This is a genomic window from Streptomyces sp. YJ-C3, from assembly GCF_053891275.1.
In genome coordinates this window covers 1,270,206-1,291,538 of sequence record NZ_CM132685.1, presented here as the reverse complement: position 1 = coordinate 1,291,538, position 21,333 = coordinate 1,270,206, and the positions used below count along the sequence as shown (strand labels likewise).

Here is a 21,333-nt window from a genome sequence, read left to right as displayed (position 1 = left end):
GCTCACGCCGGTGTGCGGGCGGTGCAGTCGGCCAAGTGGTCGTTGACCAGCCCGCACGCCTGCATCAGCGCGTACGCCGTCGTCGGGCCGACGAAGCGCAGGCCGCGCTTCTTCAGGGCCTTGGAGAGGGCCGTCGACTCGTCGGTGATCGCCGGTACGTCGGCCAGCAGCTTCGGGGCCGGCCGGCCGGCCGCGTCGGGGGCGAACGACCAGATCAGCTCGTCGAGTTCGCCGGGCGACCAGTCCGCGAGCACGCGCGCGTTGGCGAGCGTGGCGTCGACCTTGGCTCTGTTGCGGATGATTCCGGGGTCGGCGAGGAGGCGCTCGCGGTCGGCGTCGGTGAAGGCCGCCACGGCCGCGATCTTGAAGTCGCGGAACGCGGCACGGAAGGTCTCACGGCGGCGCAGGATCGTGATCCAGGACAGGCCCGACTGGAAGGCCTCCAGGGACAGGCGCTCGAACAGCGCGTCGTCGCCGTGGACCGGGCGGCCCCACTCCTCGTCGTGGTACGCGACGTAGTCCTCGGTCGACAGGCCCCAGGGGCAGCGCAGTCTGCCGTCGGGCCCGGGGACGGCGTCGCCGGCCGGCTCGCTCACTGGAGGCCCTCCCCCGTCTCGCCCTGGTACCCGCCGGGCGGCGCGAAGCCCGTGTCGGGGCGCCGGTCGACCGGCTGCCGGGCCTGGGCGTGGGCCACGGCGAGCGCGGACTCCAGCTCGGAGATGCGCGCGTCGCGCTCGGCCAGCTCCGCGCCCAGCCGGTTCAGCGCGTCGTCGACCTCCGCCATGCGGTAGCCGCGCACCGCCGTGGGCAGGCGCAGCTCCTCCACGTCGGCGCGGCCCACCGGGCGGTCCGGGGGCAGGGGATCCGCGTAGAACTGGGACGGCTCGTCGCGCAGTGCGCCGCCGTCGCCCCCGCCGAGGACCGCGAGCGTCACCGCCGCGACCACCACGACGAGCGCGGCGACCAGAAACAAGAACATGACCATCGCTGCCGTCTCCTGGACTCGACCGGGCCGGTACCTGCGTACACGGGCATCCCGAAACCGTCGGGCTCCGATCGTGCCATGCCGCACCGACAGTTAAGGTCGCAGGCGACCGTTGAAGTGGGATCCAGAGGAGAGTCACAGGGATGCTCAGGCTGGGCCGGCGCGAGTTCGACGCGCACGAGCCGGTGATCATGGCGATCGTGAACCGGACCCCGGACTCCTTCTACGACCAGGGCGCCACGTTCCGGGACGAGCCCGCGCTCGCGCGTGTGGAACAGGCGATCGCCGAGGGCGCCGAGATCGTCGACATCGGCGGGGTGAAGGCGGGCCCCGGCGAGGAGGTCGACGCCGCGGAGGAGGCGCGGCGGACCGTCGGCTTCGTCGCCGAGGTACGACGGCGCTTCCCGGACGTGATCATCAGCGTGGACACCTGGCGGCACGAGGTCGGCGAGGCCGTGTGCGAGGCGGGCGCGGATCTGCTCAACGACGCCTGGGGCGGCGTCGACCCGAAGCTCGCCGAGGTCGCGGCGCGCCACAAGGTGGGCATCGTGTGCACGCACGCGGGCGGCGCCGAGCCCCGTACGCGGCCGCATCGGGTCACGTACGACGACGTGATGGCGGACATCCTGGACGTGACGGTCGGCTACGCGGAGCGGGCCGTGTCCCTCGGCGTACCGCGCGAGTCCGTGCTGATCGATCCGGGGCACGACTTCGGGAAGAACACGCGGCACTCGCTGGAGGCGACGCGGCGCCTGCCGGAGATGGTGGACACCGGCTGGCCGGTGCTCGTCTCGCTGTCCAACAAGGACTTCGTGGGCGAGACGCTCGACAAGCCCGTCAAGGAGCGGGTGATCGGGACGCTGGCGACGACGGCCGTGTCGGCGTGGCTCGGCGCGCAGGTCTACCGGGTGCACGAGGTCGCCGAGACCCGGCAGGTGCTGGACATGGTGGCGTCGATCGCGGGCCACCGGCCCCCGGCGGTCGCCCGCCGGGGACTGGCGTAGGGCCTGTCCGCAGCCGTCGCAGCCGTCCTACTTGCCGGTCTCCTTGGTGACCAGCGTGATGGCCTCCTCCACGTCGTCCGTGACGTGGAAGAGCAGCAGGTCGGCCTCGCTCGCCTTGCCCTGGGCGATGACCGTGTTCTTGAGCCAGTCGACGAGGCCGCTCCAGTACTGCGTACCGAAGAGCACGATCGGGAAGCGGGTCACCTTCGTGGTCTGCACGAGGGTGAGCGCTTCGAAGAGCTCGTCCAGGGTGCCGAGGCCGCCGGGCAGGACGACGAAGCCCTGCGCGTACTTCACGAACATCGTCTTCCGCACGAAGAAGTAGCGGAAGTTCAGACCCAGGTCGACGTACTGGTTGAGGCCCTGCTCGAAGGGCAGCTCGATGCCGAGACCGACCGAGATGCCCTTCGCCTCGACGGCGCCCTGGTTCGCGGCCTGCATGGCGCCCGGGCCGCCGCCGGTGATGACCGCGAAACCGGCCTCCACCAGTGCCTTGCCGATCTCGACGCCCGCCGCGTACTCGGGCGAGTCCTCCGGGGTGCGGGCCGAGCCGAACACGCTGATCGCGGGCGGCAGTTCGGCCAGGGTGCCGAAGCCCTCGATGAACTCGGACTGGATGCGCAGGACCCGCCAGGGGTCGGTGTGCACCCACCCCGAGGGTCCTTCTGTGTCGAGCAGACGCTGGTCGCTCGTCCCGGGCTGCACCTGGTCGCGGCGGCGGATCACCGGCCCCGTCCGCTGCTCCTTGGGATGCCGCTTGCCCTCCGGGTTGCTCATGGTCCGCTCCCTCCATGCGCAGGTATCGCGCGCTTACGTAGAGCAAGGGTAGGTCTACGCGGGTTACATCCGAGGGACCTCGGAGTGTCAGCTGGTGAGCCAGGCCGCCAGGCGCTTCTCCGCCTCCAGGATCAGCGCCGTGTCGACGCGCTCGTCGATCTTGTGGGCGAAGATCGGGTTGCCGGGCCCGTAGTTCACCGCGGGGACGCCGAGCGCGCTGAAGCGGGAGACGTCCGTCCAGCCGAACTTGGGGCGCGGCTCGCCGCCCACGGCGGCCAGGAAGGCGGCCGCGGCGGGGTGCGTGAGGCCGGGCCGGGCGCCGCCCGTGTGGTCGTCCACGACGAACTCGTCGACCGGGCAGTCGGCGAAGAAGTCGCGGACGAACTGCTCGGCCTCCTCCATCGACCGGTCCGGCGCGTAACGGAAGTTGACCGTGACGGCACAGGCGTCGGGGATGACGTTCGTGGCGACGAAGCCCTCGACACGTACGGCGTTGAGGCCCTCGTGGAACTCCAGGCCGTCGACGACCGGCTTGCGCGGCTCGTAGGCGGCCAGCTTCTCCAGAATGGGGGACGCGGCATGAATGGCGTTCTTCCCCATCCACGCGCGCGCGGAGTGGGCCCGCTCGCCCTTCACCTTCAGGATGACGCGCAGCGTGCCCTGGCAGCCGCCCTCGACGAGCCCCTCGGTCCCTTCCAGGAGGATCGCGAAGTCGCCCGCCAGCCAGTCGGGGTGGGCGTCGGCCACGTGACCGAGGCCGTTGAGGTGCGCGGCGACCTCTTCGTTGTCGTAGAAGACGAACGTGAGGTCGCGGTTGGGCTCCGTGACCGTCTGCGCGATGCGGAGCTGGACGGCGACGCCCGACTTCATGTCGCTGGTCCCGCAGCCCCACAGGGTGCCGTCCGCGTCGAGGCGCGAGGGCACGTTGTCGGCGATGGGGACCGTGTCGATGTGGCCCGCGAGGATGATCCGCTCCGAGCGGCCCAGGTTCGTGCGCGCCACCACGTTGTTGCCGTGGCGGTCGACCGTGAGGTGCGGCAGGGCGCGCAGGGCCGCCTCGACGGCGTCGGCGAGCTCTTTCTCGCTGCCGCTGGGCGAGGGGAAGTCGACCAGCTGAGCGGTGAGGAGAGCGGCGTCCTGGGTCAGGTCGAGTGAGGTGCGGTCCATGCCGTCGACCCTATCCCCCGTGGCCGGCGGGCCGGTCGCCCCTGGATGACGGGCTTGATCGTCCGTGGGTGACGGGCCTGTCACCCCTCGTCGCGGCCTCCAGTACCTTGGACGCGTGTCTGAGCCCCCCTCCTCCGTTCGGCGCGGCCGACTCCTGCGCATCGGCGCGGCGGTCATCGTGCTGCTCGCCGTGGCCACCTATGTGGCCGTGCAGTACGCCACCGGGGGCCGGGGCACCCCGAAATGCGTGGTCGTCTCGGCGACCTCCGAGCAGGGCGCCGGGGCGCGCTACGAGTTCACGGCCGAGCAGGCGGCGAACGCGGCGACGATCTCCGCCGTCGGCACCTCCCGCGGCATGCCCGAGCGGGCCGTCACCATCGCGCTGGCGACCGCGCTGCAGGAGTCGGGCCTGCGCAACATCCGCCATGGCGACCGGGATTCGCTCGGCCTGTTCCAGCAGCGCCCCTCGGAGGGCTGGGGCAGCGCGAAGCAGATCATGGACCCGGTGTACGCGGCGGACCGGTTCTACGCGCACCTGGACAAGATCCCCGGCTACTCGCGGCTGCCGCTGACCGTGGCCGCGCAGCGGGTGCAGCGCAGCGGCTATCCGCAGGCGTACGCGAAGCACGAGCCGGACGCCACGCTGCTGTCCGCCTCGCTGACCGGCCGGGCCGCGGCGTCGCTGACCTGCGAGGGCCGGCCGACGGGCGCCGACGGTGCGCGGGCCGGCGATCCGGCGCGCGTGAAGGCCGCGCTCGTCCGGGACTTCGGGGCGGACGTGGCGCCCGCGGCGGGCCGCGACCGGCGCTCGGTGCGGGTGCCGGTGCCCGCGACCGTCGAGTCGGCGCAGGGCGGGGAGCGCCAGCGCGGCTGGGAGCTGGCGCAGTGGGCCGTGGCCAACTCGTCCGTGTTGCGCATCGAACGGGTCTCCTACGCGGGCCGCGAGTGGACCGCGGGAGATGCCGGGAATGAGTGGCGCAGGGCGTCGGCCGAGGGAGGCGCGGGAGCCGCCGCGGCGACGTCCCCCTCCGTCGATGAGGTCCGAATCGTCACCGGGCAGTAGTGCGGCCGATCACCCGATCGGGGCACGCCGATCATGCGCGACGGACGTCGGGCGGAGCTCTTCGGGCGGAGTGCGGGGCCTCTCTCGATTCCCCTGTCAGCAAAGGGGCGTAAGGGTTTTTCAGCTCTCCGGGGGCAATGTCGTTTGCCCGTTTTTATCCGGAAGTGATTATGCGACGCATTACCAACCCTTTACGTTGCCGACCCGCAACCTTCCTGGGCCTTGGGGCTGTTGTCACGGCGTCCGATCGCCGAACGGCAGCCGGACGACAAACGTTCTCTCCCGTCTAAGGAGCATCATGTCCCTCCCCCTGACCCGCCGGATCGCCCGCGTCGCGCTGCTCGTTGCGGCGGGAGCGGCGCCCGTGGTCGGTGCGGCCGGCTCCGCGAGCGCTGCCGAGCTCCCGGCCACGCCCGACCTCGGCGGTGTGACCGCGCTGGACGGCGCGAACCTGGGCAACACCGTCGACGGAGCGACCCAGAACGCCACCGGCCTCGCCGGGGACACCGGAAGCAAGGCCGTGAAGAAGGCCGTTCCGGCCGCGGGCAAGACGGTCGGCAAGGGCGCCAAGACCGCCACCCCGGCGGCACAGAAGGCCGCGGGCGACCTGGCCGGCAGCGCCGGTGACGTGGTCGGCGACACCGCCGGGACGGCGACCAAGGGCGGTCTGCCCACCGACTCCCTGACCCAGGGCGGCCTGCCGACCGACTCCCTCCCGGTCAAGGGCCTGCCGCTCGGCTGAGTCCCGCGCCCCTTCGCGGTGTCGGTCAGGCCAGCCGGTCGACGGCCGCCCGGACGCGCTCGTCCGATGCCGTCAGGGCGACCCGGACGAACGAGGCCCCGGCCTCGCCGTAGAAGTCGCCCGGCGCGACCAGGATGCCGAGCTCCGCGAGGTGCGCGACGGTGTCCCAGCAGGACTCGCCGCGGGTCGCCCACAGGTACAGGCTCGCCTCGCTGTGCTCGATGCGGAAGCCGTGCTGCAGGAGCGCCTCGCGCAGCAGCTCGCGGCGGGCCGCGTAGCGGGCGCGCTGGTCGCGCACGTGCTGCTCGTCGCCGAGCGCCGCGACGACGGCCGCCTGCGTCGGGGCCGAGGTCATCATGCCGCCGTGCTTGCGGATCTGGAGCAGGTCGCCGAGGACCTTCGCGTCACCGGCGAGGAACGCGGCCCGGTAGCCCGCCAGGTTCGAGCGCTTGGACAGCGAGTGGACGGTGACCAGGCCCTCGTACGAGCCGCCGTTCACGTCCGGGTGCAGGACCGAGACGGGGTCGGCCTCCCAGCCCAGTTCGATGTAGCACTCGTCCGAGAAGATCAGGATGCCGTGCTCGCGGGCCCAGGCCACGATCCGGGTCAGCTCGTCCTTGGAGAGCACCCGGCCCGTCGGGTTCGACGGGGAGTTGAGCCACAGGAGCTTGACGCCCTCGGGGTCCAGGTCCGTCGGGTCGTCGTACGCCACGTGCTCGGCGCGGGCCAGGCGGGCGCCCACCTCGTACGTCGGGTACGCGAGGCGCGGGTAGGCCACCTTGTCGCCGGGGCCGAGGCCCAGCTGGGTCGGGAGCCAGGCCACGAGCTCCTTGGAGCCGACCACCGGCAGCACGTTCGTGTGGCCGAAGCCGCGGGCGCCGAGGCGGCGTTCGCACCAGCCGACGAGCGCGTCGCGCAGTTCGGGGGTGCCCCACACCGTCGGGTAGCCCGGCGAGTCGGCGGCGTCGATCAGCGCCTTCTGGATCAGCTCGGGCACCGGGTCGACGGGCGTGCCGACGGACAGGTCGACGATGCCGCCCGGATGCGCAGCGGCCGTCTTCTTGTACGGCTCCAGCTTGTCCCAGGGGAAGGTGGGGAGGCGGTCGACAGGAGCGGGGACTGCGGACACCGGGTCAGCTCACTTCTCTTGCGTAGGGCCCTCGGGAGGGTGGACAAACGCCTCGGTCCCGTACGGCAGTCGAAGCCGTACGGGACCGGGGCAGCGCCTGTGCGTACCGCTGTGCGCAGTTACTGGTTCTGCGGCGGCAGCGCGGCGATGAACGGGTGGTCCTTCTCGATCAGACCCATCTTCGAGGCACCACCGGGCGAACCGAGCTCGTCGAAGAACTCGACGTTCGCCTTGTAGTAGTCCTTCCACTCCTCCGGAGTGTCGTCCTCGTAGAAGATCGCCTCGACCGGGCAGACCGGCTCACAGGCACCACAGTCGACGCATTCGTCCGGGTGGATGTACAAGGACCGGGAGCCCTCGTAGATGCAGTCGACCGGGCACTCCTCGATGCACGCCTTGTCCTTGACGTCGACACAAGGCTGCGCGATGACGTAGGTCACGCTGTCGTTCCTCCTCGATAGGGCGCTGGCGGGCCTCCGCAGGCTCCGCCGCCTGGCGCGCGGGAGCGCGGCGTCGTCGATGCCCGCCCCTAGTATCTCCGTTCCTGGGCATGATCCGAACAGGAGGGGTGGACCGAGCTGTGGAATTCACTGCGGGCGGACGGCTCGAGCTTCGCGTTACCCGTGCTGACGTGGGAAAACGCGTGTCAGTGCGACGGGTGAGTGAGGAGAGGTCCGCGGGTCGGAAGTTCACCGACACGGTCGGGGTTCTCACATCGTGGGACAACGGTGTGCTGCTCATCACACGAAGAACCGGCGAGCAGGTGTCCGTCGACGAGTCCACGCTGGTCGCGGGGAAGGTCGTGCCGGCCGAACCGGCGCGCCGCCGTGGCCCCTCCGCCACGTACGCGGAGCTGGCCCACATCTCGTCCCGCGCCTGGCAGCCGCTGGAGAGCGAGCGGCTCGGTGACTGGGAGCTGCGGGCCGCCGTCGAACAGGTGCCGCGCGCAGCGCGTCCTGGTGGGGCGGCGGTCGGGCGACGGGAGGGCTTCACCCGGCGGGCCAACTCGGTGCTGCCCGTGGGCGACCCGGGTGTTCCGCTGGACGACGCGCTCCTGCGCGTGCGGGACTGGTACGACGCCCGGGGGCTGCCCGCGTACGCGCAGACCGCGACCGGCGCCGAGGGCACGCAGGAGCTGCTGTGCGCCGAGTTGGAGGCGCGCGGGTGGGTGCGGGAGGTGAGTGCCGAGCTGCGGATCGCGGCGCTCGCGCCCATCGGGGACGCGCCGGACGACCCGCGGGTGGTGCTCGGCCGTGAGCCGGGGGAGGCGTGGCTCGCGCGCTACCAGCGCAAGGGGGCGAGCGAGGTCGCGCTGAAGGTGCTGTGCGCCGGGCCCTCGGTGTGGTTCGCGTCGGTGCCCGGCGAGGGGGACACGCCCGCGGCGATCGGCCGGTGCGTGGTCGACGGACGGTGGGCCGGGTTCGCCGCCGTCGAGGTCGATCCCGCGTACCGGCGGCGCGGGCTCGCCACGGTCGTGATGACGGCGCTCGCGCGACAGGCGCTCGACGAGGGCGCGTCGGCGGCCTGGCTCCAGGTCGAGGCCGACAACGACGGGGCGCGTGCGCTGTACGACCGGATGGGTTTCGCCACACATCACGCGTATCACCACTACCGTGCTCCGGAGCGGGGCACCCGGTGACCCGCTGTCGATCGCGCTATCGATCGGTCTGAGAGGGCACGAGGCTCGTATGTCCCCCCACCTGTCCCCCCGTTCCACGGAACTGCGACGCCGGTTCGCCGAGGAGGCGCGGTCCGAGCGGCCGGACCTCGCGCGGCTGTGCCTGCTGCTCGCCGCGCATGCCGACGGCTCGCTGGACGAGGCCGGTATGGACGCCGTGCAGATCGAACTGGACGAGCTGGCCGGGCAGTTGCCGTTCCGTCCGGGCGGGCCGCGGTCCTGGGCCACCGCGCTGGCCGAACTGCTCGGCGCGCGGCGCGGGTTCCACGGGTCGTCGGCCGACTACCAGCGCCTGGAGTCGTCGCTGCTGCACGAGGTGGTCCGGCGCCGGCGCGGGCTGCCGATCCTGCTGTCGGTGGTCTGGATGGAGGTGGCCCGGCGGGCCGGGGCCCCGGTGTACGGGGTGGCGCTGCCGGGGCACTTCGTGGTCGGGTTCGGCACGCCTCCTGGTCACCCGGACACCGCCCCTGAAGGAGCTTCGTACGGCGATCCCTTCCAGGAGCAGGTGCTGGCCGATCCGTTCGGTGCCGGGCGGGTGCTGACCGGCCCGGACGCGGAGCTGCTGGTCGCGGGGGCGACGGGGGCGCCGCTGGACCCGTCGATGCTGCGGCCCGCCGGTCCGCTGGAGATCGTGCTGCGGATCCTCAACAACATCCGGGCCTGGGCGGCGACGCGGCCCGAGCGCTCGGACGTGTCGCTGTGGGCCGTCGAACTGTCGCTGCTGCTGCCGTCGCATCCGGCGCGGTTGCGCTACGAACGGGCCCAGCTGTTGGTGCAGCGGGCCGATTTCCTCACCGGCGCCGCCGAGTTGGAGGCGTACGCGCAGGTCGTCGAGGCGGTGGACGCCGCCGCCGCGGAACAGGTGCTGAGCCAGGCCAGGGCGGCTCGGGCCATGCTGAACTGAGCCGCTCCCGGGCGGCTCCCTCTCACAGCCAGCCCTTCTCCCGGGCGGCCCGCACCGCCTCCGCGCGGTTGCGTACCGCCAGCTTCTGGATCGCCAGCGAGAGGTAGTTGCGGACCGTGCCGTGGGAGAGGTTGAGGGCGGCGGCCAGTTCCGCGTTGGTGCGCCCGTCCGCCGCCGCGCGGAGCACCTCGCGCTCGCGGTCCGTGAGCGGGTTGGCGCCCTCCGCCAGGGCCGCCGCGGCGAGCGTGGGGTCGATGACGCGCTCGCCCGCGAGGACCGTGCGGACGGCCCGGGCGAGCTGGGCGGCGGGGGCGTCCTTCACCAGGAACGCGTGGGCGCCCGCCTCCATGGCGCTGCGCAGATAGCCGGGGCGGCCGAAGGTGGTGAGCACCACCACCTTCAACTCCGGGAGCTCCGCGTGCAGTTGGGCCGCCGCTTCGATGCCCGTGCAGCCCGGCATCTCGATGTCGAGCAGCGCCACGTCCACCGCGTGCGCGCGGGCCGCCGCCAGCACCTCGTCGCCGCGCGCCACCTGGGCGACGACCTCGATGTCCGGCTCCAGGCCGAGCAGGGCGGCGAGGGCCTCGCGCACCATCGACTGGTCCTCGGCGAGCAGGACCCTGATCCCGGCGCCCTCGTCGTTCTCCGTGCTCATGCGGCGGATCCTACGGAGGCGGCGGGGACCCGGGCCACCAGGCGGAAGCCGCGCCCGTGCGCCGCGCCCGACTCCAGCGTGCCGCCGACCGCGGCGAGGCGTTCGGCGAGTCCGGCCAGGCCGTTGCCGGGCGGCGTCCCGGACGGGCCCGTGCCGTCGTCCTCGACGCTCAGCTCGACGACCGGGCCGTCCAGGGTCTCGCGGCGGACGACGGTGACCGTGCAGCGGCGTGCCCCGCTGTGCCGTACGACGTTGGTGACGGCCTCGCGCAGCGTCCAGGCGAGCGTCGCCTCCTGGGTCCCGGGCAGGTCCGGGAGGTCGGCGGGCACGTCCGCCGTGATGCCGGCCGCCGTCAGCACGGCTTGTGCTCCGGCGAGTTCGGCCGACAGGCGGGGGCGGCGGTAGCCGGTGACGGCCTCGCGCACGTCGACCAGGGCCTGGCGGCTGACCTTCTCGATGTCGGCGACCTGGTCGGCCGCCTTGCCGGGGTGGTCCGGCAGCATCCGGCCCGCCAGTTCGCTCTTGAGCGTGATGAGCGAGAGGGAGTGGCCGAGCAGGTCGTGCAGATCGCGGGCGAGCCGCAGCCGTTCCTCGTTCGCGGCGAGCTGGGCGACCTGGGCCCTGGCCTCCCGCAACTCCTTCGTCGTACGCACCAGTTCGCGCACGCCGATCATGGAGAAGCCGCCGAGCAGGGTGGGGATGATCAGCCAGTACTCCGGGCTGGTGCCGATGAGCAGCCCGACGGCGAGCAGGGCGGCGGTCGTGGCGAGGATCGCCGGGCGGGCCCGCCGCAGTGGCAGGACGGCGCCGCAGGCCACGGCGACGTACACGAACAGGACGAGCCAGTCGGACCCGAGGGTGAGGGGCAGGACGACGGCGAACACCGGCAGCGCGGCCAGACAGCCGTGGGCCGCGCGCCGGCGCATCGGGCGGCCGGTCTGCCGCAGGACGAGGCCCACGTAGCAGCCCGCGAACACGGCCAGGCCCAGCCAGCCGAGCACCGTGCCGAGCGGGCTGTGGCCGCCCTGTACGAGATCGGCCACCGGGCTGCCGAGGAAGGCCAGCCACATGGCGATCCACAGCAGCTTCACGTAGAACTCGCGGCGGTTCTCCGGCGGCTGCCCGACCTTCGGGCCCCGGTCCGGCCCGGACGTCTGCGTGCTCACGCCTTCAACGTGTCCTTCCGGTACAGCCAGGCCGCGCCGCCCGCGAAGAGCAGGAAGTACGCGACGATCAGCGTGACGTCCTTGGCGTGCGGGGCGTTGCCGAGCTCGATGGCCTGGCCGAGGGCGGCGTAGGCGTGCGTGGGCAGCCACGTGGCGATGTCCTGCAGCCACTGCGGGAACGTGGTGGTCGGCATCCACAGGCCGCCCAGGATGGACAGGCCGAAGTAGACGATCATCGTGATCGGGCGGACGGCGTCACCGGACGCGAGGTAGCCGAGGGCGACGCCGAGGGCGGCGAAGCAGAGGCTGCCCGCCCAGATCGCGCCGGTGAGCGCGAGCCACTGCCAGGCGTCGAACCGTACGTCCTTGAAGACGGCGGCCACGACGAAGACGACCACGATGGACGGCAGGGAGACGACGGCGGCGCTCGCGGTCTTCGCGAGGACGTAGCCGCGGCCGGGCAGCGTCGTCAGCCGCAACTGCCGTACCCAGCCGCTCTCCCGCTCCTTGGCGATGCGCTCGCTGTTGCCCATGAGGACGGCGGTGAGGGCGCCGAAGGAGGCCATGGAGACCATCATGAGCGAGGGCAGGTCCAGGCCCGTGCCGTCGACGATGTCCGTGCTGTCGGCCGAGCCGGCGATCAGCAGGAAGAGGATCGAGGGGTAGACCACGGAGAAGAACAGGAACTTCCTGTTGCGCAGGGCGCGGGTGATCTCCAGCTTGATCAGGCTGTTCATGACGCCTTCGCCTCCTGAGCGGCCTCTTCTGCGTTCGTGATGGCGACGAAGGCCTGCTCCAGGCCGAGTCCGGCGACTTCGAGGTTGCGGGGGTAGACGCCGAGCCCGTACAGCGCGTGGACGGTCGCGTCGGCGTCGGTGGACTGCATGCGGACGGTCTGGCCGGAGACGTCCACGCGCGTGAGGAACGGCAGCGCCTCGATGGCGGCGGTGTCGATCTCGCCCTCCAGGTCGAAGGAGACCTTGCGGGCGCCCGCCTTCGCCTTGATCTCGGCGGCGGTGCCGTCGGCCAGGAGCCGGCCGCGGTGCAGGACGAGGACGCGGTCGGCGATCGCGTCCGCCTCCTCCAGGTAGTGCGTGGCGAACAGCACGGTGCGGCCCTGGTCGGCCTGCTCGCGCATGGTCGCCCAGAACGCCTGGCGGGCCGAGACGTCCATGCCGGTCGTCGGCTCGTCGAGGACGATGAGGTCGCTGTCGCCCGCGGTGGCGAGGGCGAAGCGGACGCGCTGCTCCTGGCCGCCGGAGAGCTTGTTGACCTTGCGGTCGGCGATCTGGGTGACGCCGGCGCGGGAGAGCACGTCGCCGACCGGGTACGGCTTGGGGTGCAGGGCCACGGCGAGCTGGACGAGCTCGCGCACCGTCACCTCGTCCATCAGCCCGCCGCTCTGCAGCATGGCGCCGACGCGGCCCTGGACGATCGCGTCGCGCGGCGCCTGCCCGAAGACCCGGACGTCGCCGGTGTCCGCGGGGCGCAGGCCGAGCAGCAGGTCGAGGGTGGTGGACTTGCCGGCCCCGTTCGGGCCGAGCAGGGCGACGGTCTCCCCCGGGTGCAGGGCGAGACTGAGGCCGTCGACGGCCTTGACGGCGCCGTAGGACTTCGTCACCCCGGTGAAGGTGACCGCTGCGTCTGTGTTCATGCGGCCCATCGTCGCCGGTCGGCGACGGCGCGGGGCAGTGTCGGGCGTCGCGAGTCCCGCATGACAGTTGTCATGCGGGACTCGCGGCGCGCGCGGATCAGCTCGGGTTCGTGGGGATGTCCACGGTGCGCTCGGCCTTGGTCTTGCCCAGCAGGGCCTTGCTCATCGCCGAGGCGACGTCCGTCGGCTGCACCGGCGTCTTCTTGCCGGTGCCGCGGGTGATCAGGACGCCGTCGAACGTGTTGCCGTAGAGCTCCTTGAGAGCCTCCCGGTCGTACGTCTCGACGAGCTTGCCGTCGACCGCCTTCATGCCGAGCACCTTCGGCAGCGAGATGGCAGGACCGAAGTCGATCTGCTTGCCGCCCGCCGTGATCGTGACGTTGGCGGACATCGCGGGCTTCGCGAACTGCTCCATCTTCCGGTCGACCTCGGCGTCCGAGATCGTCGGCTGCCGCTCCGTCGTCGCGACCTGGACCGGTGCGGACGTGCCCGTCTCGACCTGTGCCCGGTACGCCTTCTCGACGGCCTCGGTCGACCGGTCGACGTCGATGCCCTTGCCGGCCTTGCCGTAGACGGCGACGGCCTTGCCCGGGACGAACTTGATCGTGCCGTCGCCGGAGGTGGTGGCGCCGCCCGCGGCCTGTTCGAGCGCCGCGTGCAGCTTCTCCTCGTCGACCGGCATGACCGGGTCGACGACGCGCCCGTTGCCGAACAGCGAGCCGATCACGGAGACCGGGTTGTAGTCGCTGCCCGCGGCGGCGGTCACGGTGGCCGCGCTGTCCAGGGACAGGCCGGCCTGGTCCGGCTTCAGCTCGACCGTCTTGCCGTCGACCTCGAGCTTCAGCGGCTCGGTGGTGCGCTTGCCGAGGGTGTCGTCCAGCTTGGCGGCCGCCTGGTCACGGGTGCCGCCGCCGATGTCGACGCCGAGGACGGTGGTGCCCTTCGGCACGTCCGAGTGGTTCATCAACAGGCCCGCGCCGTAGGCGACTCCGGCCACGCCGACGACGCCCGCGCCGAGCAGGACCAGCTTGTTGCGGCCCTTCTTCTTTTTCGCGGGGGCCGGGGCCGGCGCGCTCTGCACCGGGTCGGGCAGCTTCGGCGGGGTGTGCGGGGTCGGCGCGGGCGCCTGGGCGCCGGGCGCGAACGGGGAGCCGGGGCCGCCCTGTCCCGGCTGCGGGACGACCGGGATGCCGCTGGTGAGGGTGTCACCGGAGACATTGCCGGCCGGCGGCTCGGGCGCCGGCTTCTGCGGCGTGAGGATCGCGGTGTCGTCGCTCATCCGCGGCGGGTTCTGCGCGCCCGGCGCGGGGCGGACCGACGGATCGGGCGCGGCCGGCGTCACCATCGGGCCGTCGCCGGTGGCGGGCCCCGAAGTCGGGCCGGCGGGCCCGCGGCGGGGCGCACCGGGGTCCGGGGCGCCCGCGTTGCCGGAGAAATAGGGCAGGTCGCCGCGGTCGGTGCCGGGGCGCGGCGCGGCGCCGCCGCCCTGGGCGCCGGTCGCGTCGAAGCCGCCGGACGTGCCGGACGGAGTGCCGCCGCCGGGGGCGCTCGGGGGGCCGCCCGCGGCCGGTCCGGACGCCGCGGCGCCGGCCCCGTTCGCCGCGGCGCCGCGGCCGGCGGAGCTCTTGCGCGGCGCGAACCAGTCGCTGGTCTTCTCCTCGCGGGGCGCCTTGGCCTCGGCGGAGTCGCCGGGGCCCGCGGCGGGCGCGGCACCGGCGCCGCTGTCCGTGCTCGAGGCGGCGTACCCGGCGAGCGCGGAGGGGCGGTGCGTGTCGGGGCCGGGCTCGGGGGCCCGGTCCTGGGCGTCGGCGCCGACGGCCGCGTCCTGGGGCGCACCGTCGACGTCGCTCATCGGCGTCCGCATCACGACCGGCGGGATCGGACGCGAGCCGGGGATGTTGATCCGGATCCGCGTCGTCAGCGTGGTCTCGGTCCTGGGTGCGTCCGGGGTGCCCTGGTCGCCCGGGGGCACCTGGCCCAGCGGGTCGGCGTCGCCGGAGGCCGCGCCCTGCGCGGACGTTCCGTACGGAGGCGTCCCCGACGGGTAGGCGGCAGCGCCGCGCCCCTGGGGCCCGGAGGACGAACTGTCAGTTTCACGACTCAAAGCAGGTTCTCCCGGTTGGCTCCGCCGCCCGTCTCGACCTCACGCGGGCTGCTCGGCGGCGCGCACCACCATACTGGCCGCGCCAGGACGTCACGGTGTGACGGATGGTGAATCCCGAACGGGCCATGGCTCGAAGTGGTACGTCACTTCCCAAGTCGGGCGGCGGACGCGGGTGGTTGCTGTGAAAGGCCAAGGGTGGCGCACATCACAGCCACGGCCATCCCTCCGAGGAGGAAGAGGTAGGAGCCGAGTCCCGCACCGAACAGAAAGTCACCCTCGGGACGGCTCGCGGTGAGCAGAATGACCGCGACGAGCCAGCCCGCCGCAGGCGCCAGGGCCCCGGCTCTACCACGGGTCAGCCGCGCCCCGCCGTGGAACAGCCCGGCCGCGCCGGCCAGCGCGAGCAGCAACCCGCCCGGGAACCAGCCCCCTTGGAGCAGTGCGCCGGCGAGGCCGACGAGCGCGCCGAGCACGGCCAGCGCGAGCAGCGCGGCGGTCCTGGCCGGGGTGAGCGCGAGGCTGAAGGGGAGGTCGGGCTGGTGCGCCGCGGACCTGCCGGTTCCGGCGCCGCCGGCGCTCTTGCCGCTGCTCATCACGCGCGTTCTCCCTCGATGCCCTCGAACAGGTCCTTCTCGTACGCCGATCCGGGCTCGCCCCGCACCAACTCGTAGTACTCGACGTCGAACAGGGGCTGCGCCAGCCCGTTCGACAGGGCGAACACCCGGGAGTCGTCGAGCCCGTCGGCGACGTCGACCTGGGTGGCGTGCGCGGCCATCGCGGCGGCCTTCCGCTCACCCCAGGGGCGTCCGCCGATCTCGGCGGTGACGCGGGCGTCGTCGACGACGCCCGGCACGTCGGCCACGACCGCGGCGACGGAGAAGGGCGTGCGGTCGAGCGTGTCCGCGAGTCCGCGGAACCGTTCCTCGACGATCGTGCGAGGCACACGATTCCAATAGATCTTGGAGATCGTGTGCGGATCTCCGAGATCGCGCCGGAAGGCCGGTTCGGCGGCGAGATCGGCGGCGCGCATGGCGACGCGGTGCGCCTGGATGTGGTCGGGGTGGCCGTAGCCGCCGTCCGGGTCGTACGTGACGAGGACCTGTGGCCGGATCTCGCGGATCACGGCGACCAGGTACGCCGCCGCCTCGTCGGGGTCGGCCGCCCAGAAGGCGCCGGGCCGCCCGTTCTGCTCGGCGCCCATCATCCCGGAGTCCCGGTACCGGCCGGGGCCGCCCAGGAAGCGGTGGTCGGTGACGCCCAGCTCCTTCATGGCGGCGGTCAGCTCGCCGATGCGGTGCGGGCCGAGCAGGTCCTCGCGATCCGGGGCGAGATGGGCCAGTTCGTCCGGAATGACCTCGCCCTCTTCGCCGAGCGTGCAGGTCACGAGCGTGACGTGCACGCCGTCGGCGGCGTACTTGGCCATCGTGGCGCCGTTGTTGATCGACTCGTCGTCGGGGTGCGCGTGCACGAGGAGCAGGCGCCGGCCGGGCAGTTCGGTCATACCCCCAGCCTAGAACCCCTGGCCCCGCGGGCTAGAACTTGATGTCGCCGATCATGCCCGCCACGTTCGTCGTGAGCTCCTTGATCGTGGGAGCCACGGACGAACTCGCCAGATAGAAGCCGAGCAGCACGCAGACGACCGCGTGCCCGGCCTTCAGTCCCGACTTCTTGATCAGGATGAAGACGATGATCGCGAACAGCACCACGGCCGAGATCGAGAGTGCCACAGCGGTCCTCCTCCAAAGTGATCCGGTCGCCGACGGATTCCTACCCACACAGCGCTACTGATCATAACTATCCGTCGTCGTGCATGAGTCACCGCGAGGGGGCACCGGGGGCGGCAGGGAGCGCGTGGGGGCGCATGGTCGACTTCCGCCCTAGGCTTCGGGGATGACCACCGAGAACGGAACCGACACCGGACCCGACACCGGGACCGCGACGTACTCCTTCCCCCGGCAGCACGCGCGCACGCAGCGCTTCACCTCGGGTGCGCCGCGCGCCTTCACGGTGGCGCCCGACGGGGAACGCGTCGTCTTCCTCCGCTCCGCCACCGGCACCGACCGGGCGAACGCGCTGTGGGTGCTGGACGTGACGAGCGGTCAGGAGCGGCTCGCCGCCGACCCGGTGACGCTCCTCGGCGGCACCTCGGAGCGGCTGTCGGCCGAGGAGCGGGCCCGGCGCGAGCGCAGCCGCGAGGGCGGCGCCGGCATCGTGGGCTACGCGACGGACGCGGCGGCCGAGTTGGCGGCGTTCGCCCTGTCGGGCCGGCTCTTCACGGCCGAGCTGCGCGCCGGCACCGCACGGGAACTCCCCGTGTCCGGACCGGTGTTGGACCCGCGCCCGGCCCCCGACGGGCGGCACATCGCGTACGTCGCGCAGGGCGCCCTGCGGGTGGTCGGCGCGGAGGGCGAGGACGACCGGGTGCTCGCCTCCCCGGAGTCGGAGACGGTGACGTACGGGCTCGCGGAGTTCATCGCGGCCGAGGAGATGTCCCGGTACCGCGGGTACTGGTGGTCGCCCGACTCGGACCGGCTCCTGGTGGCCCGGGCCGACGACGCGGACGTACGGCGCTGGTGGATCGCCGACCCGGCGCACCCGGACCGCGAGCCGGCGCGCAACGCCTATCCGGCGGCCGGCACGCCCAACGCCGAGGTGCGGCTGTTCGCGTACGGCCTCGACGGCACCCGCACGGAGATCAACTGGAACCGGACGGCCTACCCCTACCTGGCCCGCGTCCACTGGTCGTCGGACGGCGCCCCGCTGCTGCTCGTGCAGGCGCGCGACCAGCTCAGCGAGCTGTACCTGGCCGTGAACGTCGACGACGGCTCGACGCGGATGGTGCACGCCGACGAGGACGACCAGTGGCTGGAGCTGTTCCCCGGGGTGCCGTGCTGGTCGCCCAGCGGGCAGCTCGTGCGGATCGCCGACGAGGGCGGCGCGCGGGTCCTCGCGGTCGGCGAACGGCCTTTGACGGGGCCGCAGTTGCATGTGCGGGCGGTGCTCGACGTGGGCGCGAGCGATGTGCTGATCTCCGCCTCGGCAGGGGCCGGCGCCGAGGCCCCGGAGACCGGCGAGGTGCACGTCTACCGGGTCAACGAGCTCGGCGTGCAGCGCGTCTCGACCGGTCCCGGAGTGCACTCGGCGGTGCGCTCCGGCGACGTCACCGTCCTCGTCTCCGCCACGCTCGACTCGCCCGGCGCACGGGTGCGCGTCGAGCGCGCCGGCAAGCACGTCGCCGAGGTTGCCTCGCACGCCGAGCGCCCGCTGCTCTCCCCGCGCGTGACGCTGACCGAGGCGGACGGCATTCCGTGCGCCGTCCTGCTCCCCTCGTCGTACGCGGACGGGGACGGGCCGCTGCCGGTCCTGATGGACCCGTACGGCGGGCCGCACGGGCAGCGGGTGATGGCGGCCCACAACCCGTATCTGACCTCGCAGTGGTTCGCCGACCAGGGCTTCGCGGTGATCGTCGCGGACGGCCGTGGCACCCCGGGCATCTCGCCCGGCCGTGAGAAGTCGGTCCGCGGCGACTTCACGGTGACCCTGGACGACCAGGTCACGGCGGTACAGGCGCTGGCCGGACGGTTCCCGCTCGACCTGTCCAAGGTGGCGATGCGGGGCTGGAGCTACGGCGGCTACCTGTCCGCGCTGGCCGTGCTGCGCCGGCCCGACGTCTTCCACGCGGGGATCGCGGGCGCGCCGGTGACGGACTGGCGGCTGTACGACACGCACTACACGGAGCGGTACCTGGGCGACCCGGGCGCGTCCCCGCAGACGTACGCGGCGAGTTCGCTGGTGACGGACGACGGGCTCTCGCAGGCCGCGGACCGGCACCGGCCGCTGCTCATCGTGCACGGCCTCGCCGACGACAACGTGGTCGTCGCGCACGCGCTGCGGCTGAGCTCCGCCCTGCTGGCGGACGGGCGGCCCCACGAGGTGCTGCCGCTGTCCGGGGTGACCCACATGACGCCGCAGGAGCAGGTCGCGGAGAACCTGCTGCTGCTCCAGGTGGACTTCCTGAAGCGGTCGTTGGGCCTGGCCGGATGAATGACCGGGCCGGAGCGACATGGCGCGCTCCGGCCCGGTCCACGGCACCCGCACGGCCGTACGGTGTTCACCTTGGCGCGTCCGTATATCGGTACCGGGTCCGTCGAGTTGCCTGCTTGTAAAGGCCGCCACGACGCCCTCGGCCCTACTCGGACGGTACGACCTGCTTCTCCTCTGCGAAGTGGCACGCCGAGGGGTGCGCGGCCGGGCTGTCGCCGATGCGGAAGACCGCGGGGACGGCCAGCACCGGGACCTCCTGCTCGCAGCGCTCCTGCGCCTTCCAGCAGCGGGTGCGGAAGCGGCAGCCGGAGGGCGGGTTGGCGGGCGAGGGCACGTCCCCGGAGAGGATGATCCGCTCGCGGTGCTCGCGCGCCTGCGGGTCGGGCACGGGCACGGCCGACAGCAGCGCCTGCGTGTAGGGGTGCGTGGGGTGGTCGTAGATCTCGGCGTCCGAGCCGATCTCCACGATGCGGCCCAGGTACATCACGCCGACCCGGTCGGAGATGTGCCGCACGATCGACAGGTCGTGGGCGATGAAGACGTAGGACAGGCTGAACTCGTTCTGGAGCTTGTCCAGCAGGTTGATCACCTGTGCCTGCACCGACACGTCGAGCGCGGAGACCGGCTCGTCGGCGACGATGATCTCGGGGCGCAGCGCCAGCCCGCGGGCGATGCCGATGCGCTGGCGCTGGCCGCCGGAGAACTGGTGCGGGTAGCGGTTGATGTACTCGGGGTTGAGACCGACCACGTCGAGCAGGTCCTGGACCTTCTTGCGGCGGTCGCCCTTCGGCGCGACCTCGGGGTGGATCTCGTACGGCTCCCCGATGATGTCGCCCACCGTCATCCGGGGGTTGAGCGAGGTGTACGGGTCCTGGAACACCATCTGGATGTTGCGGCGCACCGCCTTCAGCGCGCGTCCGGACAGCTTGGTGATGTCCTCGCCCTTGTACTTGATCCGGCCCGCCGTCGGGCGCTCCAGGTTCACCAGCATCTTGGCGACGGTGGACTTGCCGCAGCCGGACTCCCCCACGATGCCGAGCGTCTCGCCCTGCCCCAGCGTGAAGTCGACGCCGTCGACGGCCTTGACCGCGCCGACCTGCTTCTTGATGAGGATGCCCTGGGTGAGGGGGTAGTGCTTGACCAGCCCCTCGACCTCCAGCAGGGGTTCGTGACCGGACTCCGAGCCGTTCTTCGCGTACGACGACTCGGCCTGCGCCTTGTGGAGGAGGTGCTCGGCGATCTCGCCCTCGCGCCTGAGGTCGTCCTTGCTGACGTGCTCACCGTGTGGCATCGAGCGTCTCCTTCCAGAAGTGGCAGGCGCTGCGGCGCTCGGGCGTGACCTCGGCGAGCGGCGGGACGTCCGTACGGCAGACGTCCTGGGCCATCGGGCAGCGCGGGTTGAAGGCGCAGCCGGGCGGGATGTTCATGAGGTTCGGCGGCAGGCCCTTGATGGCGAACAGCTCCTGCCCCTTCTGGTCCAGGCGCGGGATCGACTCCAGCAGGCCCTTGGTGTACGGGTGGGCGGGCGCCTTGTAGATCTCGTGGACCGGGGCCTGCTCGACGATGCGGCCCGCGTACATCACGGCGATCTTGTCGGCGACGTCGGCGACGACGCCCAGGTCGTGCGTGATGAGGATGAGCCCCATGTTGAGCTCGCGCTGCAGCTCGGCCAGCAGATCCATGACCTGGGCCTGCACGGTCACGTCGAGGGCCGTGGTCGGCTCGTCCGCGATGATCAGGTCGGGCTCCAGGGCGAGCGCCATGGCGATCATGATGCGCTGGCGCATACCGCCGGAGAACTGGTGCGGGTACTGGGTGACCCGCTCCTTCGCCGCCGGGATGCGCACCCGGTCCATCAGCTCGACGGCCTTGGCCTTGGCGTCCTTGCGGGACATGCCCTTGTGGACGGTGAACAGCTCGCCGATCTGCTCGCCCACCGAGAGCACGGGGTTGAGGGAGCTGAGCGCGTCCTGGAAGATCATCGCCATCTCGGCGCCGCGGACCTTCCTGCGCTCCTCCTCCTTCAGCTTGAGCAGGTCCCGGCCCTTGAAGAGGATCTCGCCGCCGGCGATCCGCCCGGGCGGGATGTCGAGGATGCCCATGATCGCCTGCGCGGTGACCGACTTGCCGGAGCCGGACTCGCCGAGCACGGCGAGCGTCTCGCCCTCGTCGACGGTGTAGTTGACGCCGTTGACGGCCTTGGCGACACCGTCCCGGGTGCGGAACTCGACGTGCAGATCGCGTACTTCGAGCAACGGCAT

The 21,333-nt window shown here is 72.4% G+C and carries 22 protein-coding genes; 6 read left to right on the top strand and 16 right to left on the bottom strand.

Features of this window, described 5'->3' with window-relative positions; translation table 11 throughout:
• Positions 1-2: 2 nt before the first annotated feature.
• Both ACVHNB_RS05725 and ACVHNB_RS05720 read right to left on the bottom strand, forming a co-directional pair.
• Entirely contained in the window at positions 3-596 is a 594-nt protein-coding gene (locus ACVHNB_RS05725) for a DNA-3-methyladenine glycosylase I (RefSeq protein ID WP_456227550.1), read from the bottom strand.
• A complete protein-coding gene (locus ACVHNB_RS05720; protein ID WP_428952486.1) occupies positions 593-985 on the bottom strand; it encodes a DivIVA domain-containing protein in 393 nt (130 codons plus the stop codon). Before ACVHNB_RS05720 ends, ACVHNB_RS05725 begins: the two co-directional genes overlap by 4 nt.
• Before the next feature lie 143 nt (positions 986-1,128).
• Between ACVHNB_RS05720 and folP the strand changes: the two genes are divergently transcribed.
• On the top strand, positions 1,129-1,989 hold the full coding sequence (folP, locus tag ACVHNB_RS05715) for a dihydropteroate synthase (protein ID WP_428952487.1): 861 nt from the start codon (positions 1,129-1,131) through the stop codon (positions 1,987-1,989).
• A 27-nt stretch (positions 1,990-2,016) separates the two neighbouring features.
• Here the strand turns inward: folP and ACVHNB_RS05710 are convergent, their stop codons facing one another.
• On the bottom strand, positions 2,017-2,766 hold the full coding sequence (locus ACVHNB_RS05710) for an LOG family protein (RefSeq protein ID WP_428952488.1): 750 nt from the start codon (positions 2,764-2,766) through the stop codon (positions 2,017-2,019).
• 87 nt (positions 2,767-2,853) lie between these two features.
• A complete protein-coding gene (gene dapE, locus ACVHNB_RS05705) occupies positions 2,854-3,933 on the bottom strand; it encodes a succinyl-diaminopimelate desuccinylase (protein WP_456227549.1) in 1,080 nt (359 codons plus the stop codon).
• A 115-nt stretch (positions 3,934-4,048) separates the two neighbouring features.
• On the opposite strand from dapE, the gene ACVHNB_RS05700 reads away from it, so the two are divergent.
• Both ACVHNB_RS05700 and ACVHNB_RS05695 read left to right on the top strand, forming a co-directional pair.
• Positions 4,049-4,996 carry a heavy metal transporter gene (locus ACVHNB_RS05700; RefSeq protein ID WP_456227548.1) on the top strand — a complete coding sequence of 316 codons (948 nt, stop codon included), beginning with the start codon at positions 4,049-4,051 and terminating at the stop codon, positions 4,994-4,996.
• A gap of 298 nt (positions 4,997-5,294) precedes the next feature.
• Positions 5,295-5,738, top strand: coding sequence for an ATP-binding protein (locus ACVHNB_RS05695; RefSeq protein WP_428952491.1), 444 nt, complete (start codon positions 5,295-5,297; stop codon positions 5,736-5,738).
• A gap of 25 nt (positions 5,739-5,763) precedes the next feature.
• On the opposite strand, the gene ACVHNB_RS05690 is transcribed toward ACVHNB_RS05695, so the two are convergent.
• A complete protein-coding gene (locus ACVHNB_RS05690) occupies positions 5,764-6,867 on the bottom strand; it encodes a bifunctional succinyldiaminopimelate transaminase/glutamate-prephenate aminotransferase (RefSeq protein ID WP_428952492.1) in 1,104 nt (367 codons plus the stop codon).
• Positions 6,868-6,986: 119 nt separating this feature from the next.
• The gene (gene fdxA / locus ACVHNB_RS05685) at positions 6,987-7,307 is read right to left on the bottom strand and encodes a ferredoxin (RefSeq protein ID WP_111666449.1); all 321 of its coding nucleotides are present in this window, start codon (positions 7,305-7,307) and stop codon (positions 6,987-6,989) included.
• 140 nt (positions 7,308-7,447) lie between these two features.
• Between fdxA and ACVHNB_RS05680 the strand changes: the two genes are divergently transcribed.
• Complete coding sequence (locus ACVHNB_RS05680) at positions 7,448-8,506, top strand: GNAT family N-acetyltransferase (protein ID WP_428952493.1); 1,059 nt, start codon at positions 7,448-7,450, stop codon at positions 8,504-8,506.
• A gap of 49 nt (positions 8,507-8,555) precedes the next feature.
• Positions 8,556-9,449 (top strand): transglutaminase-like domain-containing protein, encoded by an 894-nt coding sequence (locus ACVHNB_RS05675; RefSeq protein ID WP_456227547.1) that lies wholly within the window; start codon positions 8,556-8,558, stop codon positions 9,447-9,449.
• A gap of 22 nt (positions 9,450-9,471) precedes the next feature.
• Here ACVHNB_RS05675 and ACVHNB_RS05670 read toward each other — a convergent pair whose 3' ends face one another.
• The 8 genes from ACVHNB_RS05670 to ACVHNB_RS05635 form a co-directional block, all read right to left on the bottom strand.
• The gene (locus ACVHNB_RS05670; protein WP_428952495.1) at positions 9,472-10,104 is read right to left on the bottom strand and encodes a response regulator; all 633 of its coding nucleotides are present in this window, start codon (positions 10,102-10,104) and stop codon (positions 9,472-9,474) included.
• A complete protein-coding gene (locus ACVHNB_RS05665) occupies positions 10,101-11,270 on the bottom strand; it encodes a sensor histidine kinase (RefSeq protein ID WP_428952496.1) in 1,170 nt (389 codons plus the stop codon). Before ACVHNB_RS05665 ends, ACVHNB_RS05670 begins: the two co-directional genes overlap by 4 nt.
• The gene (locus ACVHNB_RS05660) at positions 11,267-12,007 is read right to left on the bottom strand and encodes an ABC transporter permease (RefSeq protein ID WP_428952497.1); all 741 of its coding nucleotides are present in this window, start codon (positions 12,005-12,007) and stop codon (positions 11,267-11,269) included. The genes ACVHNB_RS05665 and ACVHNB_RS05660 overlap by 4 nt, the downstream gene beginning before the upstream one ends.
• A complete protein-coding gene (locus tag ACVHNB_RS05655; RefSeq protein WP_456227546.1) occupies positions 12,004-12,924 on the bottom strand; it encodes an ABC transporter ATP-binding protein in 921 nt (306 codons plus the stop codon). The genes ACVHNB_RS05660 and ACVHNB_RS05655 overlap by 4 nt, the downstream gene beginning before the upstream one ends.
• A 97-nt stretch (positions 12,925-13,021) precedes the next feature.
• The gene (locus ACVHNB_RS05650; RefSeq protein WP_456227545.1) at positions 13,022-15,028 is read right to left on the bottom strand and encodes a hypothetical protein; all 2,007 of its coding nucleotides are present in this window, start codon (positions 15,026-15,028) and stop codon (positions 13,022-13,024) included.
• A 143-nt stretch (positions 15,029-15,171) separates the two neighbouring features.
• The gene (locus ACVHNB_RS05645; RefSeq protein ID WP_428952500.1) at positions 15,172-15,621 is read right to left on the bottom strand and encodes a DUF6113 family protein; all 450 of its coding nucleotides are present in this window, start codon (positions 15,619-15,621) and stop codon (positions 15,172-15,174) included.
• On the bottom strand, positions 15,621-16,529 hold the full coding sequence (mshB, locus tag ACVHNB_RS05640) for an N-acetyl-1-D-myo-inositol-2-amino-2-deoxy-alpha-D-glucopyranoside deacetylase (protein ID WP_456227544.1): 909 nt from the start codon (positions 16,527-16,529) through the stop codon (positions 15,621-15,623). Before mshB ends, ACVHNB_RS05645 begins: the two co-directional genes overlap by 1 nt.
• Before the next feature lie 31 nt (positions 16,530-16,560).
• Complete coding sequence (locus ACVHNB_RS05635) at positions 16,561-16,755, bottom strand: hypothetical protein (protein WP_428952502.1); 195 nt, start codon at positions 16,753-16,755, stop codon at positions 16,561-16,563.
• A 163-nt stretch (positions 16,756-16,918) separates the two neighbouring features.
• On the opposite strand from ACVHNB_RS05635, the gene ACVHNB_RS05630 reads away from it, so the two are divergent.
• Positions 16,919-19,072: a S9 family peptidase gene (locus tag ACVHNB_RS05630; RefSeq protein WP_428952503.1), complete on the top strand. Its 2,154-nt coding sequence runs from the start codon at positions 16,919-16,921 to the stop codon at positions 19,070-19,072.
• 145 nt (positions 19,073-19,217) lie between these two features.
• On the opposite strand, the gene ACVHNB_RS05625 is transcribed toward ACVHNB_RS05630, so the two are convergent.
• On the bottom strand, positions 19,218-20,363 hold the full coding sequence (locus ACVHNB_RS05625; protein WP_428952504.1) for an ABC transporter ATP-binding protein: 1,146 nt from the start codon (positions 20,361-20,363) through the stop codon (positions 19,218-19,220).
• Positions 20,350-21,333, bottom strand: a complete 984-nt coding sequence (locus tag ACVHNB_RS05620) for an ABC transporter ATP-binding protein (RefSeq protein ID WP_456227543.1) — start codon at positions 21,331-21,333, stop codon at positions 20,350-20,352. The genes ACVHNB_RS05625 and ACVHNB_RS05620 overlap by 14 nt, the downstream gene beginning before the upstream one ends.

Excerpts from the sequence above, each read along its gene's own strand:
- ACVHNB_RS05720 (WP_428952486.1), bottom strand. The coding sequence starts at position 985 with ATGGTCATGTTCTTGTTTCTGGTCGCCGCGCTCGTCGTGGTGGTCGCG.
- folP (WP_428952487.1), top strand. The coding sequence starts at position 1,129 with ATGCTCAGGCTGGGCCGGCGCGAGTTCGACGCGCACGAGCCGGTGATC.
- ACVHNB_RS05710 (WP_428952488.1), bottom strand. The coding sequence starts at position 2,766 with ATGAGCAACCCGGAGGGCAAGCGGCATCCCAAGGAGCAGCGGACGGGG.
- dapE (WP_456227549.1), bottom strand. The coding sequence starts at position 3,933 with ATGGACCGCACCTCACTCGACCTGACCCAGGACGCCGCTCTCCTCACC.
- ACVHNB_RS05695 (WP_428952491.1), top strand. The coding sequence starts at position 5,295 with ATGTCCCTCCCCCTGACCCGCCGGATCGCCCGCGTCGCGCTGCTCGTT.
- ACVHNB_RS05675 (WP_456227547.1), top strand. The coding sequence starts at position 8,556 with ATGTCCCCCCACCTGTCCCCCCGTTCCACGGAACTGCGACGCCGGTTC.
- ACVHNB_RS05670 (WP_428952495.1), bottom strand. The coding sequence starts at position 10,104 with ATGAGCACGGAGAACGACGAGGGCGCCGGGATCAGGGTCCTGCTCGCC.
- ACVHNB_RS05660 (WP_428952497.1), bottom strand. The coding sequence starts at position 12,007 with ATGAACAGCCTGATCAAGCTGGAGATCACCCGCGCCCTGCGCAACAGG.
- ACVHNB_RS05655 (WP_456227546.1), bottom strand. The coding sequence starts at position 12,924 with ATGAACACAGACGCAGCGGTCACCTTCACCGGGGTGACGAAGTCCTAC.
- ACVHNB_RS05645 (WP_428952500.1), bottom strand. The coding sequence starts at position 15,621 with ATGAGCAGCGGCAAGAGCGCCGGCGGCGCCGGAACCGGCAGGTCCGCG.
- mshB (WP_456227544.1), bottom strand. The coding sequence starts at position 16,529 with ATGACCGAACTGCCCGGCCGGCGCCTGCTCCTCGTGCACGCGCACCCC.
- ACVHNB_RS05630 (WP_428952503.1), top strand. The coding sequence starts at position 16,919 with ATGACCACCGAGAACGGAACCGACACCGGACCCGACACCGGGACCGCG.
- ACVHNB_RS05625 (WP_428952504.1), bottom strand. The coding sequence starts at position 20,363 with ATGCCACACGGTGAGCACGTCAGCAAGGACGACCTCAGGCGCGAGGGC.
- ACVHNB_RS05620 (WP_456227543.1), bottom strand. The coding sequence starts at position 21,333 with ATGCCGTTGCTCGAAGTACGCGATCTGCACGTCGAGTTCCGCACCCGG.